The organism is Hydrogenovibrio thermophilus (genome assembly GCF_004028275.1).
Lineage (GTDB): Bacteria > Pseudomonadota > Gammaproteobacteria > Thiomicrospirales > Thiomicrospiraceae > Hydrogenovibrio > Hydrogenovibrio thermophilus.
Genome location: NZ_CP035033.1, coordinates 1,887,356 through 1,904,972 on the forward strand (window position 1 = coordinate 1,887,356; position 17,617 = coordinate 1,904,972).

Annotated in this window: 17 protein-coding genes; 2 read left to right on the top strand and 15 right to left on the bottom strand. The window is 45.3% G+C overall.

The window, feature by feature from the left end; all coding sequences use genetic code 11:
- Nucleotides 1-19: 19 nt before the first annotated feature.
- The 7 genes from pheT to EPV75_RS08870 all read right to left on the bottom strand — a co-directional run bounded on the left by pheT (nucleotide 20) and on the right by EPV75_RS08870 (nucleotide 8,125).
- Nucleotides 20-2,404: a phenylalanine--tRNA ligase subunit beta gene (gene pheT / locus EPV75_RS08840; RefSeq protein ID WP_128385136.1), complete on the bottom strand. Its 2,385-nt coding sequence runs from the start codon at nucleotides 2,402-2,404 to the stop codon at nucleotides 20-22.
- Nucleotides 2,405-2,433: 29 nt separating this feature from the next.
- Nucleotides 2,434-3,432 (bottom strand): phenylalanine--tRNA ligase subunit alpha, encoded by a 999-nt coding sequence (gene pheS, locus EPV75_RS08845; RefSeq protein ID WP_127119438.1) that lies wholly within the window; start codon nucleotides 3,430-3,432, stop codon nucleotides 2,434-2,436.
- A 228-nt stretch (nucleotides 3,433-3,660) separates the two neighbouring features.
- Entirely contained in the window at nucleotides 3,661-4,017 is a 357-nt protein-coding gene (gene rplT, locus EPV75_RS08850; protein WP_029938538.1) for a 50S ribosomal protein L20, read from the bottom strand.
- A gap of 12 nt (nucleotides 4,018-4,029) precedes the next feature.
- Nucleotides 4,030-4,227 (bottom strand): 50S ribosomal protein L35, encoded by a 198-nt coding sequence (rpmI, locus tag EPV75_RS08855; RefSeq protein ID WP_011371086.1) that lies wholly within the window; start codon nucleotides 4,225-4,227, stop codon nucleotides 4,030-4,032.
- A 244-nt stretch (nucleotides 4,228-4,471) separates the two neighbouring features.
- Complete coding sequence (infC, locus tag EPV75_RS08860) at nucleotides 4,472-5,023, bottom strand: translation initiation factor IF-3 (RefSeq protein WP_081836819.1); 552 nt, start codon at nucleotides 5,021-5,023, stop codon at nucleotides 4,472-4,474.
- A 35-nt stretch (nucleotides 5,024-5,058) separates the two neighbouring features.
- Nucleotides 5,059-6,987: a threonine--tRNA ligase gene (thrS, locus tag EPV75_RS08865; protein WP_128385137.1), complete on the bottom strand. Its 1,929-nt coding sequence runs from the start codon at nucleotides 6,985-6,987 to the stop codon at nucleotides 5,059-5,061.
- Nucleotides 6,988-7,444: 457 nt separating this feature from the next.
- Nucleotides 7,445-8,125: a rhodanese-like domain-containing protein gene (locus EPV75_RS08870; protein ID WP_225972300.1), complete on the bottom strand. Its 681-nt coding sequence runs from the start codon at nucleotides 8,123-8,125 to the stop codon at nucleotides 7,445-7,447.
- Nucleotides 8,126-8,457: 332 nt separating this feature from the next.
- Here EPV75_RS08870 and EPV75_RS08875 point away from each other — a divergent pair, with 332 nt between their 5' ends.
- Nucleotides 8,458-9,105, top strand: coding sequence for a protein-L-isoaspartate O-methyltransferase family protein (locus tag EPV75_RS08875; protein ID WP_128385138.1), 648 nt, complete (start codon nucleotides 8,458-8,460; stop codon nucleotides 9,103-9,105).
- A gap of 26 nt (nucleotides 9,106-9,131) precedes the next feature.
- Here EPV75_RS08875 and EPV75_RS08880 read toward each other — a convergent pair whose 3' ends face one another.
- The 3 genes from EPV75_RS08880 to EPV75_RS08890 form a co-directional block, all read right to left on the bottom strand.
- A complete protein-coding gene (locus EPV75_RS08880) occupies nucleotides 9,132-9,992 on the bottom strand; it encodes a DNA ligase (RefSeq protein WP_128385139.1) in 861 nt (286 codons plus the stop codon).
- A 12-nt stretch (nucleotides 9,993-10,004) separates the two neighbouring features.
- Entirely contained in the window at nucleotides 10,005-10,268 is a 264-nt protein-coding gene (locus EPV75_RS08885; protein WP_068649923.1) for a ComEA family DNA-binding protein, read from the bottom strand.
- Nucleotides 10,269-10,411: 143 nt separating this feature from the next.
- Nucleotides 10,412-11,512 carry an LPS O-antigen chain length determinant protein WzzB gene (locus tag EPV75_RS08890; RefSeq protein ID WP_128385140.1) on the bottom strand — a complete coding sequence of 367 codons (1,101 nt, stop codon included), beginning with the start codon at nucleotides 11,510-11,512 and terminating at the stop codon, nucleotides 10,412-10,414.
- A 241-nt stretch (nucleotides 11,513-11,753) separates the two neighbouring features.
- On the opposite strand from EPV75_RS08890, the gene EPV75_RS08895 reads away from it, so the two are divergent.
- Nucleotides 11,754-13,151 (top strand): undecaprenyl-phosphate glucose phosphotransferase, encoded by a 1,398-nt coding sequence (locus EPV75_RS08895; RefSeq protein ID WP_128385141.1) that lies wholly within the window; start codon nucleotides 11,754-11,756, stop codon nucleotides 13,149-13,151.
- On the opposite strand, the gene EPV75_RS08900 is transcribed toward EPV75_RS08895, so the two are convergent.
- Genes EPV75_RS08900 through EPV75_RS08920 form a run of 5 tightly spaced genes read right to left on the bottom strand, consistent with a single transcriptional unit; the run spans nucleotide 13,148 to nucleotide 17,615 of the window.
- On the bottom strand, nucleotides 13,148-14,260 hold the full coding sequence (locus tag EPV75_RS08900; RefSeq protein WP_128385142.1) for a DUF1972 domain-containing protein: 1,113 nt from the start codon (nucleotides 14,258-14,260) through the stop codon (nucleotides 13,148-13,150). The two genes, EPV75_RS08895 and EPV75_RS08900, sit on opposite strands and share 4 nt — an antisense overlap.
- A complete protein-coding gene (locus tag EPV75_RS08905) occupies nucleotides 14,257-14,958 on the bottom strand; it encodes a nucleotidyltransferase family protein (protein WP_128385143.1) in 702 nt (233 codons plus the stop codon). Before EPV75_RS08905 ends, EPV75_RS08900 begins: the two co-directional genes overlap by 4 nt.
- 4 nt (nucleotides 14,959-14,962) lie before the next feature.
- Nucleotides 14,963-15,559, bottom strand: a complete 597-nt coding sequence (locus EPV75_RS08910; RefSeq protein ID WP_128385144.1) for a D-sedoheptulose 7-phosphate isomerase — start codon at nucleotides 15,557-15,559, stop codon at nucleotides 14,963-14,965.
- Nucleotides 15,541-16,563 (bottom strand): GHMP family kinase ATP-binding protein, encoded by a 1,023-nt coding sequence (locus tag EPV75_RS08915; protein WP_128385145.1) that lies wholly within the window; start codon nucleotides 16,561-16,563, stop codon nucleotides 15,541-15,543. Before EPV75_RS08915 ends, EPV75_RS08910 begins: the two co-directional genes overlap by 19 nt.
- A 20-nt stretch (nucleotides 16,564-16,583) precedes the next feature.
- A complete protein-coding gene (locus EPV75_RS08920) occupies nucleotides 16,584-17,615 on the bottom strand; it encodes a GDP-mannose 4,6-dehydratase (RefSeq protein ID WP_128385146.1) in 1,032 nt (343 codons plus the stop codon).
- Between the last annotated feature and the right edge of the window lie 2 nt (nucleotides 17,616-17,617).

Genomic DNA, 17,617 nt, shown 5'->3' on the forward strand with positions numbered 1-17,617 from the left:
TTATTCAATCCGTCATCCATTATTGCCGCAACTCGGCCTGGACTTTTTCTTTTGCCATATCAATCACTTGTGACACCAGCGCGTCAACCTCTTCATCCTGAAGCGTGCGCTCTTGGTGTTGTATTTTCAGGGCCAAGGCCACACTTTTACGCCCTTCCCCGACACCTTGGCCGCGATAAATATCAAAGACCTCCACACCTTGCAAAATATCCGATTCAACCTGCTGAATGGCATCCAATAAATCATGCATCGGCAAGCTTTCCGACACGACAAACGCCAAATCACGCTGTACTTCCGGGAACTTGGAAATCGGCTTGGCCTGTGGCACCTGCGCTTTGGAGATCGCATCCAAGCGCAACTCGAACACATACACCTTGCCGGATACACCGGTAGTCTTCACCAAGCTTGGATGCAATTGCCCCATTACCCCAACCGTACGACCGTCTTTAACAATCGCGGCCGACTGCCCTGGATGCAACATCGGATATTCTCGCGCTTCAAAACGTACCTGACCCAGTACATGACTCATTTCCAGCAACGTCTCTACATCCCCCTTCAAATCGAAGAAATCAGCGGCACGGTTATCCCCCGCCCAATTTTGCGGATGCAGATCGCCCACAATCGCGCCACCAATCATCGGTGTTTGCAAGGTTTTACCGTCCTGAATATTGAACACCAAACCGGATTCGAAAATGCGAATACGGCTTTGTTGACGTTTCTGGTTATAAGAGACCGTTTGCAACAACCCGGGGAACAAGGTAGTGCGCATCGCCTTCATATCATCGGAAATCGGATTTTTTAGACAGATGGCCGGACTGTCGGGTACCAGCTTAGCCTGCAAGTCCTCTTCGACAAACGAATACGTTACCACTTCGAAATAACCGCGATTGACCAAGGCTTTACGGATGACATACAACTCCTGCTCCGACTCCGGCAAAGTCGGCAATCTCATAGGGGCTTGTACCTCGGTATCCGGTAAATTGTTATAACCGTATACTCGGCCGACTTCTTCAATCAAATCGGCTTCGATTTCCATGTCGAAGCGATAAGTTGGTGCCGTCATTTCCCAGCCGCCGTCAATCGCTTTCACATCAAAATTCAAGCGTTCGAAAATGGCTTCGATTTCCGCGTTCAACAAATCGACACCCAACAATTTCGCCACGCGCTCCGGGCGCAGGACAATCGTCTTCGCCGTCGGCAAATTTTCCATCGAAACCGTCGACGACACTTCGGAGACCTGACCGCCGGCAATATCGGTAATCAGCTGTAACGCTCGTTCCAGAGCGCGCTCCGGTAAGTACGCGTCCACCCCACGTTCGAAACGGTGTGACGAATCGGTATGCAAACCGTACTGACGCGCTTTACCGGTAATCGCCAATGGCGAAAAGTGCGCACATTCCAGGAAAATACGTTGCGTTGCATCGGACACGGCCGTCGCCAGACCGCCCATGATTCCGGCCAACGCAATGGCACCGGAATCGTCGGCAATCACTAAGGTGTCGTCTTGCAGCGTTAGTTCTTTCTCGTCCAGCGTGACCAGAGTTTCACCCGATTGCGCATAACGGATTTGGATATCCCCTTGCAACTTATCCGCATCAAACGCATGCATCGGCTGCCCCAGCTCCAACAGCACGTAATTGGTCACATCCACCAAGAAGGTTTTCGGCGAAATACCGCCACGTTCCAAGCGCTGCTTCATCCAAAGGGGTGTTTCGGCTTGCGGGTTCAGTCCTTCGACCACACAGCCAAGATATTTCGGGCAAGCCTGTGGTTGTTCAACCGCAACGTTTTGCGGACAAGCACCGTTTTTCGCCACTTCCTGACTTTCATACGGAACCTTGAAAGGCGCATTGCTGATGGCCGCGATATCGCGCGCCACACCTTCCACACTCAAACAATCGGCGCGGTTTGGCGTTAAGTCAACATCGATGACTTGATCGTTTAAGTTTAAATATTCACGAACATCCTGACCGACCGATGCCTCATCCGGCAACACATACAAACCGTCCACACCATCATCCGGCAGGCCGATTTCGGTTGCGCCGCACAACATACCGTGCGATGGCACGCCGCGTAACTTGGCTTTTTTGATTTTGAAATCGCCCGGCAATACCGCACCGACTTTCGCGCAGCAGGCTTTCATACCGGCCACCACATTCGGTGCACCGCAAACGATTTGCAGATTCTCTTCTTCACCGACATCCACTTGGGTAACGTTCAGCTTATCGGCGTCCGGATGCTTCTCCACCGACACCACCTGGCCAACAACGACATTCGAAAAGGCGGGAGCCACCGGCTCCACGCCATCCACTTCCAGGCCGGCCAAACTCAATTCTTCCGCTAAGGTTTGAGAATCCCATTCCGGATTCGTCCACTCTCTTAACCAACTTTCACTTACTTTCATAATGCTTATCTTCTCGTCAGGCCTGGTGATTATTTAAACTGTTTCAAAAAGCGTAGGTCGTTCTCAAAGAACTGGCGCAAATCGGTTACGCCATAACGCAACATCGCCAAACGTTCCACACCCAATCCGAACGCAAAACCGGAGTACTGCTCCGCGTCCACTTCTACATTTTTCAGAACGTTCGGGTGAACCATACCGCACCCCAGTACTTCGATCCAACGCCCGTCACCGAATAAATCCGTGGCGATATCCACTTCCGCAGACGGCTCGGTAAACGGGAAATACGATGGGCGGAAACGCACTTTCAGGTTTTCGTCTTCAAAGAACTGACGCAGGAATTCGATAATCAAGGTGCGTAATTGCGCGAAACTGGCGTTTTCCTCGATGACCAAGCCTTCCACCTGGTGGAACATCGGCGTGTGAGTCTGGTCGGAGTCGCAACGATACACCCGCCCCGGTGCAATAATACGCATCGGCACGTCTTTATTTTCCATGGTTCGAATTTGCACCCCGGAAGTATGGGTTCTGAGAACGGTTTGCTCGTCGAAATAAAAGGTGTCGTGCATGGCTCGAGCCGGATGGGTTTCCGGAATATTCAGGGCTTCAAAGTTGTGCCAATCGTCTTCGATTTCCGGACCGGTTTCGACATCAAACCCGGCCTTGGCAAAAATCATCTCAATGCGGCGCAACGTGCGTGTGACCGGGTGCAAGCCACCCACATCCAAACCGCGGCCAGGCAAGGAAACGTCGATGGTTTCACTGGCCAACTGAGCATCCAAGATCGCTTTTTCCAATTCGGCCTTCTTTTCGTTCAAAAAGCCTTGTACCGCTTGTTTGGCTTCGTTAATCACCTGACCTGCTTTCGGTCTTTCCTCGGCGGAAAGTTGCCCCAGCGTTTTCATCATGGCGGTCAGTTCACCTTTTTTCCCGAGGTATTGGACTCGAATTTCGTCCAAGTGCATCAATTCGGAAACGGAATGAATCGTTTCCTTGGCTTGCGACACTATCTGCTGCAGTTTTTCTTGCATGATCTAAACGACCTTTAAAATAAAAATGAGGAATATCTTGTTTTATACGCGCCGAACATTATGGGCAGTAAAAGCTTCGCATTGATTTTGACACCTGCAATCAATGCGTGTGTTTGTTTATTTTTAAACCCAGTCATCTCCCACAAGGGAGCCGAAAAACTGGGCTTAAAAATAAAAAAGGAGCTTATTAAAAGCCCCTTTAAATTGGTTCCGTAGGAACCTCTATCGTTATGCCAAGGCCGCTTTTGCTTTTTCAACAATGGCGGAAAACGCTTCTGCGTCATGGATAGCGATATCGGATAGCACTTTACGATCCACTTCGATTCCCGCTTTATTCAAACCGGAAATGAAACGGCTGTAAGTCATACCATTCATACGTGTCGCAGCATTGATACGTGCAATCCACAAACGACGGAATTGACGTTTCTTTTGACGACGGTCACGATAAGCATATTGACCCGCTTTGATTACAGCCTGCTTGGCCACACGGAAAATCTTTTTACGAGCTCCGTAATAACCTTTTGCTTGCTTTAATACTTTATTGTGTCTTCTGCGTGCAATCACGCCTCTTTTAACTCTTGCCATGGGTCAACCTCCTTACGCGTATGGTAGCATGCGGCGAACCATTGCCACATCGTTATCATGAATCATGCTTGCAGCACGCAAGTGACGTTTACGCTTAGTCGACTTCTTGGTCAAGATATGACGAAGATGCGATTGTTTGCACTTAAAACGGCCGGAGCCGGTTTTCTTAAAGCGCTTTTGAGCACTTTTATTTGTTTTCATCTTAGGCATGGCTAAAACTCCAATTGCCGATATTCCAGCGAACCGGAATACCATCAGTTTTGAGGATGTTCGATGCTTTTCGGCACCCAACGCTTAACAATAAACAGCACTGAAGAGCTGCACCGGTAACGACGTTTAAAACGCCAGTCCCAGTTATTGTTTTTATGATTCCCTTTTTCGACTTGTGGGAGCAAGTTTTCTATCGAAAGCCACCCGACCAATGGCCGGGTGTTTTCCATAAACCGTTACCGAATTATTTTTTGATCGGCGCGACCATCATTTGCAATTGGCGCCCTTCCATCTTCGGCATTTGTTCGACGGTGGCGATTTCCTGAATATCATCGCGCACACGTTCCAACATTCGCATGCCCAGCTCTTTATGGGTAATTTCGCGTCCGCGGAACCAGATGGTGACCTTCACGCGGTCACCTTTTTCCAGGAACTTCGTCAGGTTACGCATTTTCACCTGATAATCCCCTTCTTCCGTTCCAGGACGGAATTTCACTTCCTTGACCTGAACCTGCTTTTGTTTTTTCTTAGCTTCGTGCTTTTTTTTCTGCTGTTGATAAACGTATTTACCATAGTCCATGATTCGGCAAACCGGCGGGCTGGATTTTGCAGAGATTTCCACCAGGTCCATTTCTGCATCACGCGCGGCTTCTAAAGCCTCTTCAATTGAGACGACACCTTTCTGCTCTCCATCCGCATCGATCAAGCGGACTTCTTTTGCCGTAATTCTGTCGTTAATGTTGTCTTTAGGCGCTTCCGGTTGCTGCGGCCTACCACGACCTCTTCTAACTGCGATAGTAATATCTCCTCAATAAACTATTTCTGTAAAACTTAGGATTCAACAACTCGCCCAAGGTGCGAAATATCGTCTACAAGTAGATTGAGCAGCTCTTCAAACGAGAAGCTTCCCAGATTTTCTCCACCACGGGCACGCACGTTTACGGTACCGTTTTCCATTTCCTGATCCCCAACAACGAGGATATACGGCACACGTTGCAAAGTGTGTTCGCGAATTTTAAACCCAACCTTCTCATTTCTCAAGTCTGTTTCGACTCTAAACCCATGTTTTTTCAATTTTTTAGCAAATTCGGCCACATAATCGTTATGGACTTCCGCAATGGAGGCCATCACCATTTGCACCGGTGCCAGCCAGGTTGGGAACTTACCTTCATAGTGTTCAACCAAAATACCGACAAAACGTTCCAGCGACCCGAGAATCGCGCGGTGAATCATGACCGGGTGATGCTTTTCGTTGTCTGGACCAATGTAAACGGCATTCAGACGTTCGGCCTGCGTCATCGAGAAATCCAGCTGAATGGTGCCGCACTGCCAGACTCGACCGATACAATCTTTTAACTGAAATTCGATCTTAGGACCATAAAAAGCACCTTCACCCGGCTGCAAAGCATATTCCAAACCAGCGTCTTTAAGGGTCTGTTCCAAGGCTTCCTCGGCCGCATCCCAAACCTCATCGGACCCCACGCGCTGCTCAGGACGCGTCGAAAACTTCACTTGAATATTATCAAACCCAAAATCCGCATAAGTCGTAAAGACCAAATCAATACAGGCCTGCACTTCTTGTTTGATTTGCTCCGGCATACAGAAAATATGCGCATCATCCTGGGTAAAAGAGCGCACACGCATCAACCCGTGCAAGGTGCCAGACGGCTCATTACGATGCACCAAACCAAACTCCGCCAAACGAATCGGCAAGTCACGGTAACTGCTCAAATTATGATTGTACACCTGAATGTGTCCCGGACAGTTCATCGGCTTAACGGCATAATCACGGTTTTCGGTTTCCGTAGTGAACATATTGTCCTTAAATTTGTCCCAGTGGCCGGATTTTTCCCACAAGGAGCGGTCCATAATTAATGGCGTTCGGATTTCATGGTAATCGTTTTCACGAAGCTGTTCACGCATATAATCTTCCACGATGCGGTACAGGGTCGAACCTTTCGGGTGCCAGAACGCCATGCCCGGTGCCAACTCATCCACATGGAATAAATCCAACTGTTTCCCCAACTTACGATGATCGCGCTTTTCGGCTTCTTCCATCATCGTCAGGTAGTCGCTCAACTCTTTCTTATCGGCAAACGCCACGCCGTAAATACGTTGCAACATTTTATTATCGGAATCGCCGCGCCAGTAAGCACCGGCCACATGCGTCAACTTAAACGCTTTAATGAACCCCATGTTCGGTACGTGCGGCCCACGACACATGTCAATGTATTCCTGGTGATAGTAAAAACCGAACTCCGTCTCAGCCGGCATATCTTCAATCAGTTCGACTTTGTAGTCTTCACCACGTTCCTTGAAAATCGCTAACGCCTCATCACGTGGCGTCATCTTTTTAATGACTTCGTACTTGGTTTTCGCCAATTCCGTCATACGCTTTTCAATTTTCGACAGATCTTCGGGCGTGATTTTTTCTTCCAGATCAATGTCGTAATAAAAGCCGTTTTCAATGACCGGGCCAATCGCCATCTTCGCCGACGGATACAATTGCTTCAAGGCGTGCCCCAACAAATGGGCACAGGAATGTCGCATGATGTGCAAACCATCTTCATCTTTCAGAGTGATAATCTGCAGTTCGGCATCTTCCGTGATCAAATCACACGCATCTTTCAATTGACCGTTCACACGACCGGCAATCGTCGCTTTGGCCAACCCCGTCCCGATATCGGACGCAACTTGCATGACAGTAACGGCATCTTCAAACGCTCTTTTCGAGCCATCCGGCAAGGTAATGATAGGCATGATTTAATCTCTTTAAATTTTATTCAACTATTTCAATTCAAATTATTTTTAAATTTACTTCTTAAAATGCACTGACGACAAAGATGGGAGCAGGTTTCCCGAAGAAAAGTCAATCCGCGGCAAAGCGGACGATTATAACACGAAGGATTACGTTTTAGCAGATTAAAATGAAAAATAACCACTGGTGTGTAATCGAGGCAAACAATGCGTTCACCCCGATAAATCAATGCCTTATAAGCATTGAGGTTATTCAAATAGAGAGCTTTGCATGAGTGGGGCGCGAGGCAAAAATGAGATAAAATTTTTCTGAATTAGGCGGAAAACGAAGCTAATAGCGGGCTATTAACGAGTTTTTCAACGAAACATAGAACTCGACGCCCGAAGGGGTAAGTCGAGACATTCAGGAAGATTTTAGCCATTTTAGCCGTGAATCCTTCTCGTGTGAAGCTCTCAAATATTAAGGCGAGGTCGTCGTGGTGAGACCCAAAGCATTCCAGGCCTGCATGCCACCGCGGTACCAATAGATTTTATCCGCCGGGTAGCCCATATTCACCAACGCTTTGATATTGGTCGGCGACTGACCACACCAAGGGCCGTTACAGAACATCACCAAGGTTTTCGCATTGGAAAAATCCCAGATACCGTCATCGACTTTGGCGCCAAACCGGCTGGTCAACAAATCTTCCACAACGAAGGGTTGATAAGAAGAAGATTCCGGATACAACTGCGTCCACGGGATATTAATGGCACTTGGAATCGAACCTTTTCGAACCCAGTCCGGGGTACGTGAATCAATAATCATAATGCTTTTATCGCCATCGGAGCGGGCTTTCAAAAACTTCAACATCTCAATTTCACCAATCGTATGCACGCCGGGCAATAACTGCATCGGTTGCACACAAAACGGCGGACAAGCCCGAGACGTTAATGCATAATCCTCATTAATCGTATTTTTGACGTTTTGATTACGTTTGATGACATACTTTTTGCCATTGTCCATCACTGTGATGGAGGCCAAATCTTTGGTGATGTTCACCTTCTGTTCGGCCGCATACACCGACGACGTCCCGAACAGCGCGCCCAAAGGCCCGCTCAGCATCAGCACCAACACAAAGCTCAAAAATGATTTAATCGCCATGACACACCTCCTTTCGAAAAAAATCGAAAACCGACTAGCGGGTTACGACCTCAACGATAGCAATCCATCGACCGACTGTCAAAAAAACCTAGTCACCAGAAAGGTTATTCCACAATCTTTTCACAAAGAATTGCCAGGCCTGGGCATTTTGCGGATTTCATACAACCTGCCACAATCCACCTTAAATGGATTCGCTGTTTTTTCAAAAAAATTCCGCTATAATTAAGCGCCCATTTTGAGACGGCCGAATTACCCCAAAGCGAAAAAAGCGGGTAAAGACAATGAATAAAAACCTCGTACTCAACGGAACCAGAACAAAAGGAACACCCCCAATGAACTTCGAACAAGCGCGCTTTAACATGGTCGAACAACAAATCCGCCCTTGGGATGTGCTCGACCCGAAAATACTGGATTTGTTCATGTCAACACCACGTCACGAGTTCGTGGCCGAGTCGCAACAAGCGCTGGCTTACAGCGACATCGAATTGCCGATTGGCGAAGATCAATCCATGTTGCCGCCACGTGTCGAGGCCCGCTTACTGCAAGCGCTTGACCCGGCCGAAGACGAAACCGTACTGGAAATTGGAACCGGTTCCGGCTACACCACAGCCCTGCTGGCTAAAGCAGCAAAAAGCGTCACCACCGTAGAGCTTTTCCCAAGCTTACAAGAAACGGCCCAGCAACGTTTGACCGAATTCGACAACATTACCTTCAAACAAGGCGACGCCAGCCAAGGTTGGGATGATGGTCAAACCTACGACGTCATCTTCCTGACCGGCGCCGTGGCCGAACTGCCCGACAGTTACAAGCAACAACTGAACCTGGGCGGCCGACTGGTCGCCATCCAGGGCGAAAAACCGACTATGACCGCAGAGGTCTTGACCCGCATCAGTGACACCGAATGGGAAACGGAAGTCTTGTTTGAAACCGTCTTGCCTTACCTGGTCAATGCCGAACCGAAATCGCATTTTTCCCTTTAATCAAACACGTTTAGCCAGGCCACCTTTTACTGCAACCCCTGGTCGGTGCGGACACGCAAAAAGACCGGGAACCGCGGTTTCCCTTTCTGAGTCAAACCATAATACTTAAACGTCACCCAGGTATTAAGCGTTGGCGGATTTTTACGCTCCGCAGCACTTAAGCCCGAACCCAGTTTAATCCGCTGCCCTTGCCAATCACATACCAAAGAACCGACCAAACCGTCAAAACGGCCTTTGCCTGGCGTATAGCCAACCACTCGACACTCATCATCCCAATAGGTTTTCACTTTCAAGGCCGTTTGCGTTCGGCCAGTCACATAGGGTTGTGAAGCCTGTCGTAAAATTAGCCCTTCGGCGCCCTTTTCAACCAGCCGGTCAAGCGTTTCTTGAACCTGATCCGTCGTTTCAACCGGTATTTGCGGAATCAACTTCACCTGTGGTAAAGACTGTTTTTTCAAATAGGTTTCCAACACCGCAAGCCGCTCCAACAATCCTCCAGATTGGTTCGGCACGTCAAATACCCGGTAAGAGATTTGGTTCCACCGGTTATCCGGTTCCTGCTGGCGCACAATGGAAACGATGTTTTCAAAGTCTTGGCGTCTGGTCCAAAGCTCACCGTCCAACTCAAACTTCGGAAAGCCTTTCAAAAACCAAGCTGGAGCATGAATAATCTGGCCACCACGTGATAACAACTGCTGACCATCCCAGTAAGCTCGAACGCCATCCAGCTTTTCACTCATCAACCAACCTCGAACGTCGACTTTACCCGGTTCATACACCTTTGGTAAAAAAAGGTCAGGACTGTCTTCTGAGTTGGCCGTTGGGAAAGCCACCAAGCCGCCGCACAAACAAAAAAGGAGGCCAAGCCTCCTAACTATTAGATTCATTTGCTGTCTCGATTATTTCTTATCCGACAACAAAATATCGCTCTTGTTCTTCTCAAGCGTCTTGACGCCAATGCCTTTGACATTCGCCAGCTCATCTACGGACTTAAATCCGCCGTGCGCTTTACGGTACTCAACAATCGCCTGCGCCTTTACTTCACCCACACCACTCAAAGCATCGGCAATTTCACTCGCCGAAGCGCTGTTTACATTGACTGGTGCCGCCATAACGTAGGAAGCGAAAAACAAACTAAAAACAAGTGCAACTAATCTAATCATCGTTATCATCCTTTAACTTTTAATATTAAAAATTACGCACTAAAGCGTAACAAAATGATAACGCAAAAACATTAGAAACACAAAACCCCGCTATGCAGGGTCTTTAATGTAGCTCTGGGGTCAAGCAAACCCGCTAATAAAAACTAACTCACCGTCATTTCCGCTCGGCGCTTTTTAACCGCACGACGAATCAACGCCACAAAGACGCCCAACATTAAACCCAGAACACCAGCGACCGCTAAAATTAACGCTTTTTTAGGCTTTATTTTTTCTCCTAGGGTCGGGGCTTGGTCAACCTTAACGACACTGACATTATTCAAGTTCACTTGAACGGCATTCAATAACGCCAAGCGCTCTTCCAAATCTCTTAATCTCTCAATAAAAGGGTCATCGGACTTTCTTTCTAGCAATGCACTCTTTTCGGCTTCCAGCAATTTATACCCAAGGTAATACAAAGGCAGGCCCTGTGCTTGTACTCCTTGAATCCCTACCTCGGGCCCCACAGCCTTCGGCTCCGCCAAATTTAGCTTACGGGCAATGACAATCGCCTCTCCAAGTCGTGCAATCCGATCCATTCGTTTAGCCTTTGCGATTAAACGCGCCGAATCAATCTCTTTCTGAGTTTGATCCATCAACGTCTGACGTTCAAACAACACCTCTCCACTTAACTCTTTTGTGGTTTTTTCGATGGCTTGATTCACAATTTTCGACAACAAACGCTGCACATCCTGCTCACTTACTTGCAGAGCAAGATTAGCTGAAACCGCACTGGTATTCGCATTCTTTCTCGGAAAGTTAACCGAATAATCACTCAAAAAACGTTCAAACGCTTTATTAAACGCTTCTTGATAGTCTGCCCCAACCAACTCGCTAGAACCCGAGTCGAACACTTCCATTAAATTATTTTCTTTAAAAACGTCATTCAAAATACTTCGAGAGGTTAAGTTCTTAGTAAATGCGTTCATCACGCCTAAGGGAACGTAAGACCCATTCCGTCCCAATTGAATATCCAAGCGGTTTAATTCTTGTATGGCATCCTTTTCTGGCGGCAAAAAATACGCACTCGACTGATAAGTCGGCTTCACCCAAAACGCATAAACAGTTGCAATTGCAATCACCGCTATAAAGCTCACCAGAATCAGCTTTTTTTCCTCAACCAACCCATTCCATAGCTCAAATAAATCAATTTCATCTTCCCCTGCGTAACGAGCGCTTTCAGGCAAATTACCAAGCTGTTTTTCCATATTCACTAAACCTTGAATTGTTTTATTTTATCATGCAAAAGTATAACCAATTTTCACCAGACGAGGTAATCATTCACCCGTAACACCTGCTATATACACGGCAATAGGTTTACGAAATAATCCTCAGTTTTTTAAAGCCTATTCACGCTATAATACAAAGTAATAATAAACGATTAGAAACAACGATAGAGTCAACTCTTCATTGACTCTATCGTAATGCCATAACAGGGTACTTAATTTTATGCTTAATGCCATCAAGCCTGACCATTCCGGTTTTGTTTGGATTCACCGCGTCATTGACGCTCTCCTCCCTATTCTCTTACTTCTAAGCCTTACTCAACTTCAAAATATTCCTTGGCACGACCGATACTTAACCATGGGGTTATTAGGCGGGTTCGTTTTTGTCATCGCCAGCCAAATGGTCGGCGTTTATCGCAGCTGGCGAGGCCGGTCCCTGTTTGCCAGCGCCAAACTCATTCTAAACGCTTGGCTGCTCACTTGGGCCACACTGATCGTTATTGCTTTTTTGTATAAAGACAGTGAAAATTTCTCACGCTTGGCCGTCACCCTTTGGGCCATCATCACGCCGATCATTTTAATCGGCTACCGCGTCACATTACGAACTGTCTTGGCCAAATACCGTATGCACGGTAATAACACCAAAACCATTGCCATTATCGGCGCAGGTAAAGTTGGCCAACATATTGCCAATATCATCCAAAACAACCCCTGGTTGGGCTACCGTGTCTGTGCTTTTTATGACGACAACACAGAGCTTCACAACACTCAGATAAACGACATTCCAGTCAAGGGATGCACCAATCAAATCGGTGACATCGTTAACCAAAATCACTACAGTGAAATTTATATTTGCCTACCCTTACGAGCCGAGCAAAAAATCAAACAAATCCTTAACGAACTCACCGACACCACCAGCGTCGTGAAATTCGTACCAGACCTATTTAGCTTCGATCTCATGCATGCCAAAACCAGTGAACTCAAAGGGATTCCCGTTTTCAGTGTGTACGACACGCCTCTCAGCTCGACCAGCAATCAAATCATTAAAAGGCTAGAGGACGTTGTCTTCTCGTCCATCATATTAGTACTCATCAGCCCAATACTTTTATGGATTGCCTTCATGGTCAAAAAAAGTTCTCCCGGCCCAGTTTTATTCAAACAAAAGCGCTATGGGCTTAATGGAAAAGAAATTAAGGTTTACAAATTTCGCTCTATGACCGCTCAGGACAACGGAGCCGTTATTAAGCAAGCCACACAAAACGACCCTAGAGTCACGCCTTTTGGTGCTTTTATTCGCCGCACAAGCTTAGACGAACTTCCTCAATTTATTAATGTATTGCAAGGCAAAATGAGCATTGTCGGCCCCAGACCTCATGCCGTAGCTCATAACGAAGAGTATCGGAAGCTTGTCCCCAAATATATGCAGCGTCACTTAGTGAAGCCAGGCATCACAGGCTGGGCACAAATCAACGGCTGGCGAGGTGAAACAGACACATTGGAAAAAATGGAAAAACGAGTGCAATTTGATTTGCACTACATTAACAACTGGTCATTATGGCTGGATATCAGAATTATCATTTTGACTATTTTCAAAGGGTTCATCAATAAAAACGCTTATTAATCCTTTTCTATGTAACGAACTAACAAATCTTCATATTGTTTCAGTACCGTTTTCCAAGTAAACAGCTCATTGAACCGTTTTTGAGAATCATCGGACATTTCCGACAACTTGGCGCCATCATTCAATAGACTATCCAAAGCAGCTGAACACTCTTCAACACTGTTAAAATATTCGGATTTTCCTCCGGCGACCCAACGATTGAATTGATTATCGTGTGCTAAAACCGGTTGCGAAGCTCCCAGCGCTTCGATTAACGAAGGGTTCGTTCCTCCAACCGTATGGCCGTGAATGTAAAGCGATGCAAAGAACCTTAAAGCATCCAGTGTCGAATGTTCATAAACCGCGCCAATAAACTTAACCTCATCACTCGCGACCGCGAGCACTTTCGAATGATACTCATTAGACGCTTCATAGCGCCCTAGCACAACTAAATAATGATTACGTTTCTTAGCCGAAAAAGCTTGAACCACTTCCAAAATACTGTTTTCCGGCTCCGGCCTGGCAATCAGCAGGGCATATCGTTTCGATTGAATACCATACGGTGACAGGCAACTCTCATCCGCCGTCAAAACAGCTCGTGCACCATAAGGAATCATTGTAATTTTTTCGTCTGAAACACGTGTTTTCAAATGATTTTTAATCTCTGGGTGATCGGCAATCAGATGATTCCCAACCAAACACCCCATTCTTTCATTAAAATACAGCCAAACTCTTTCATACCAAGCCCATTTATCGCGTTTCCACTCAATTCCATCCATATTAATGAGGTTTTTTTTGCCTTTCAGGCGGAACCATAAATTAAATAATGCCGTGTTGTAACCCAATGTTAATACCAGGCCTGGTTGGTTTAGAGCATTTCTAACGGAAAGATAATCAAAAACGACGGTGGCTTTCGCACCACTGCCCTTCACCGGGATATGGATGCGGCGAACTCCCTCCCACTCGGATTCCGTGACTTCACCAAAATTTTCATACGACTCCTGACAATAAACCGTTACATCCCACCCTTGTTTCACAAGATATACGGCTAAATTTTCGGCAAAGGTCTCAAAGCCCCCGTGAGATGCAGGAACGCCTCGCGTACCGAGTATTAATAACGTCTTATTCATATATATAATTCTTTTTGTGCCTTTTCATAGTCGAATGGAACACCTATGTCTAAAAAATAACCATCTACTTGAAAGTGGCACTTGATTAATTCTAATGTTCTGTTGGCAAGAACATCCTCCTCAAATGAATAAGGAATTTCCACAATTTTATCCAACACCCTCCTCATAATCACTTTATTGAGCAAGTAAACCCCTCCATTTATCAACCCTTCAGGCTTCTTTCCTTTCTCTTCAAAAGATATAACCTGACGTTCATCATTTACTTGCATCACACCATATCTATCCGCAGGGCGAACGAAGCAGCTTGCAATTGTTATGTCACAATTAGCCTTCTCATGCTGGTCTTTCATGTCCTGAAAGCTTAAATCCAAATAAGAATCACCATTTAAAACAAACACACTATCAGACTCCGTTTGCATTAAAGCTTGGCAAATAGCTCCTCCTGTTCCAAGAGGCTTATCTTCAACAGAAAAAACTATTTGGGGTAAATCTCTGTCATTTGTATCAAAGTAGGACTGCACAACTTCTTTCTGATACCCAACTGCTAAGACAACCCTATCAATTCCCTTTTTTTTAACACTCTTCAAAAGTAACTCCAAAAAAGGCTTATTGCGAATTGGTAGCATTGGCTTTGGAGTTAGCTTTGTCAAATACCCTAGCCTAGTGCCAAGCCCCCCAACTAAAACAACTGCTTCCATACCCTTATTTCCTAAAAATCGAATCTTCAACAAAACCACAAATAATATGGCCTAGCATGATATGTGATTCCTGAATAAATGCCGTTGAGTTACTTGGAACACATAAACAATGATCAGCCAAATCAACTAAAAGCCCTCCCCCCTGGCCGGTAAACCCGACAGAAGTAATGCCAAGCTCAGGACAGACTTTCATGGCTTCAACAACATTCTTTGATGTACCGGAAGTACTGATTCCGATGAATACATCACCTTCACGCCCATTTGCTTGTAACTGACGCGCAAACAATTTTTCATACCCGTAATCATTACCGATTGCAGTCAACATTGAGGTGTCAGTAGACAAAGACAGAGAAGGCAACCCAGGACGGTCAAATCGGAAGCGACTGACAAACTCTGCTGCAATATGCTGGGCATCCGCAGCACTACCACCATTACCAGCTAAAATGACCTTATTACCGGCTCGAAAAGCTTCAACACACAAAACTGAGACATCATACAAGGTGCTCAAAAGAAGAGAGTCTTCTAGAATTGATTGTTTTACATAAATTGAATCTTCAATATGTTTTTTTAAATACTGGTGGCTTAGTGATTGACTACCCACGATTCAGCCCCTGTGTTCGTAAAATGAAAATTAAAAAACCGCCCCTCATATTGCCTTAACTTATTTTGAATATGATGACGGTTGTCAGGATCACAAAAAATCATCATAAACCCACCCCCACCAGCACCAGATACTTTCAAACTTTTAGCTCCTGCACCGATAACCGTTTCAGAAATTTTTTCAATTAAAGGGTTAGAAATTAGAGCCGAAGTTACCTTCTTCGCTTGCCAAGCACTTGTTTGCTGCTCAATCAAACGGCAGATATCAGATTTCAATATAAACTCCTTCATCACAGCAGCACTTTGCTTTACTTTATGTAAACCTTCTAATTTCTGTAAATCTTCAACGGCATGAATTTGGTCATTGATAATATTCGCTGAATCCCTCGAGACGCCTGTAAAGAATAATAATGTGCTAGCCTCAAGTTCATTTAAAGTATGCTGCTTAATTCTCAGAGGGTTAACGATGACTCTGTCGTCGGAAAAAAATTCCATATAATTAACCCCACCAAAAGCGGCACAATATTGATCTTGCTTCCCTCCTGACAGGCCACAATCAATTCGCTCTATGTCATATGCTAAATGAGCTAAATCATATTCACCTAATGGTAAATTCAATAACTCTTGAAAAGCTTTTAAAATTGCCACCACTAATGTCGAAGATGATCCAAGACCACTTCCCGCCGGAGCGTCAGAATAGGTGGTGATTTTTATTGATAAATAATTTCCATCATTAAAATCTTCCATAACTCGATTGTATATTGCTTTATGTAAAACCAAGTCTCCAGCAATATCTTGCATACCAGGAATACCAGAAAAAGACTTACCTATATCTTGAGCCTCAAACTCAACCTTCCCCTCACACTGATCTATAATTGTGCAATATGCATACATATCAATCGTAGCATTTAGCACTGCTCCACCAAATTCATCACAGTACGGCGAAACATCTGTCCCGCCTCCAGCAATACCTAAGCGCAATGGCGCGCGCGATCTAACTTTCATAAAATTCTCAGCAGACTATATTATCTATTTAATGGAACCTTTCCTTTTTTAATTTCATCACGCCAGTGATCTAATAGGTCTTTAAACATTTTTGAAGTTGGAATCTCGGGCTCCCAATCAATAAATGATTTGATTTTTGTGTTATCAAACATTTGATAATCTGCATCAATTGGCCTTAATCTTTCTGAGTCCGTCTCTACTTTAATGTCATGCCTACTGCTAAAGCTTAGCAACAAGTCTATAACCTCTGGCAACTTATATGCATCCTCTCCAGCAATATTAAATGTTTCACCACAAGGTACATTTCCTTTATAGCTCTCTTGCGAAAGAAGATAATAGGCCCTTACCGCATCTCTGGCATCTTGAAATGTCCTAACACTCGACAGGTTCCCAACTTTAATGATTGGCTCTTGAAACCCTGCCTCAATTAAAGCAATTTGTTTAGCAACAGTACTTTCAAAAAATACATCACTCCTTTTAGGCCCAGAGTGAGTCCCCATACGGGTAACAAATGTTTTTATACCATAAGCCTCACCATAGAACTGTCCAAGATAATCTGTTCCAATTTTACTAATACTATATGGACTGGCTCCATGAAACTTAGTATCTTCATTTAGAACCTCCCCTGGCTTTGCCCTGCCATATACTTCACTTGATGAACAGACATGTACAACTGGATCAAAACCATTTTTCTCTTTTAATTGTCTAATCCCTTCAAGTAAATTGGCTGTTCCAATAATATTTGTTTGGAGAGTTTCAATCGGAATATTAAATGAAGTTTTTGGGTAAGACTGGGCCGCTAAATGATAAATAAAATCGGGCCTTACCTCTTCAAGCATTCTGGCAATCGCCGAAAAATCATTCAAATCAGCATAAAATACACTGACCCTCTCTTTATTATTAATTCGGCCAGTCAAATCATATAGATTATCCATCGGTTCTTGCCAACGCATCATTCCCACTACTTCATAATCAGTTTGATCTAATAGAAAATCTGCTAACTGAGACCCCACCTGGCCTGTAAATCCTGTAATTAAAACTTTTTTGGTCATAC

What these genes read in the sequence shown, in the direction of transcription:
- rpmI (WP_011371086.1), bottom strand. Translation starts at nt 4,227, where the DNA reads ATGCCTAAGATGAAAACAAATAAAAGTGCTCAAAAGCGCTTTAAGAAA.
- EPV75_RS08875 (WP_128385138.1), top strand. Translation starts at nt 8,458, where the DNA reads ATGAACTTCGAACAAGCGCGCTTTAACATGGTCGAACAACAAATCCGC.
- pheT (WP_128385136.1), bottom strand. Translation starts at nt 2,404, where the DNA reads ATGAAAGTAAGTGAAAGTTGGTTAAGAGAGTGGACGAATCCGGAATGG.
- EPV75_RS08890 (WP_128385140.1), bottom strand. Translation starts at nt 11,512, where the DNA reads ATGGAAAAACAGCTTGGTAATTTGCCTGAAAGCGCTCGTTACGCAGGG.
- EPV75_RS08895 (WP_128385141.1), top strand. Translation starts at nt 11,754, where the DNA reads ATGCTTAATGCCATCAAGCCTGACCATTCCGGTTTTGTTTGGATTCAC.
- EPV75_RS08885 (WP_068649923.1), bottom strand. Translation starts at nt 10,268, where the DNA reads ATGATTAGATTAGTTGCACTTGTTTTTAGTTTGTTTTTCGCTTCCTAC.
- EPV75_RS08880 (WP_128385139.1), bottom strand. Translation starts at nt 9,992, where the DNA reads ATGAATCTAATAGTTAGGAGGCTTGGCCTCCTTTTTTGTTTGTGCGGC.
- EPV75_RS08915 (WP_128385145.1), bottom strand. Translation starts at nt 16,563, where the DNA reads ATGAAAGTTAGATCGCGCGCGCCATTGCGCTTAGGTATTGCTGGAGGC.
- EPV75_RS08870 (WP_225972300.1), bottom strand. Translation starts at nt 8,125, where the DNA reads ATGGCGATTAAATCATTTTTGAGCTTTGTGTTGGTGCTGATGCTGAGC.
- EPV75_RS08900 (WP_128385142.1), bottom strand. Translation starts at nt 14,260, where the DNA reads ATGAATAAGACGTTATTAATACTCGGTACGCGAGGCGTTCCTGCATCT.
- EPV75_RS08905 (WP_128385143.1), bottom strand. Translation starts at nt 14,958, where the DNA reads ATGGAAGCAGTTGTTTTAGTTGGGGGGCTTGGCACTAGGCTAGGGTAT.
- thrS (WP_128385137.1), bottom strand. Translation starts at nt 6,987, where the DNA reads ATGCCTATCATTACCTTGCCGGATGGCTCGAAAAGAGCGTTTGAAGAT.
- pheS (WP_127119438.1), bottom strand. Translation starts at nt 3,432, where the DNA reads ATGCAAGAAAAACTGCAGCAGATAGTGTCGCAAGCCAAGGAAACGATT.
- rplT (WP_029938538.1), bottom strand. Translation starts at nt 4,017, where the DNA reads ATGGCAAGAGTTAAAAGAGGCGTGATTGCACGCAGAAGACACAATAAA.
- EPV75_RS08920 (WP_128385146.1), bottom strand. Translation starts at nt 17,615, where the DNA reads ATGACCAAAAAAGTTTTAATTACAGGATTTACAGGCCAGGTGGGGTCT.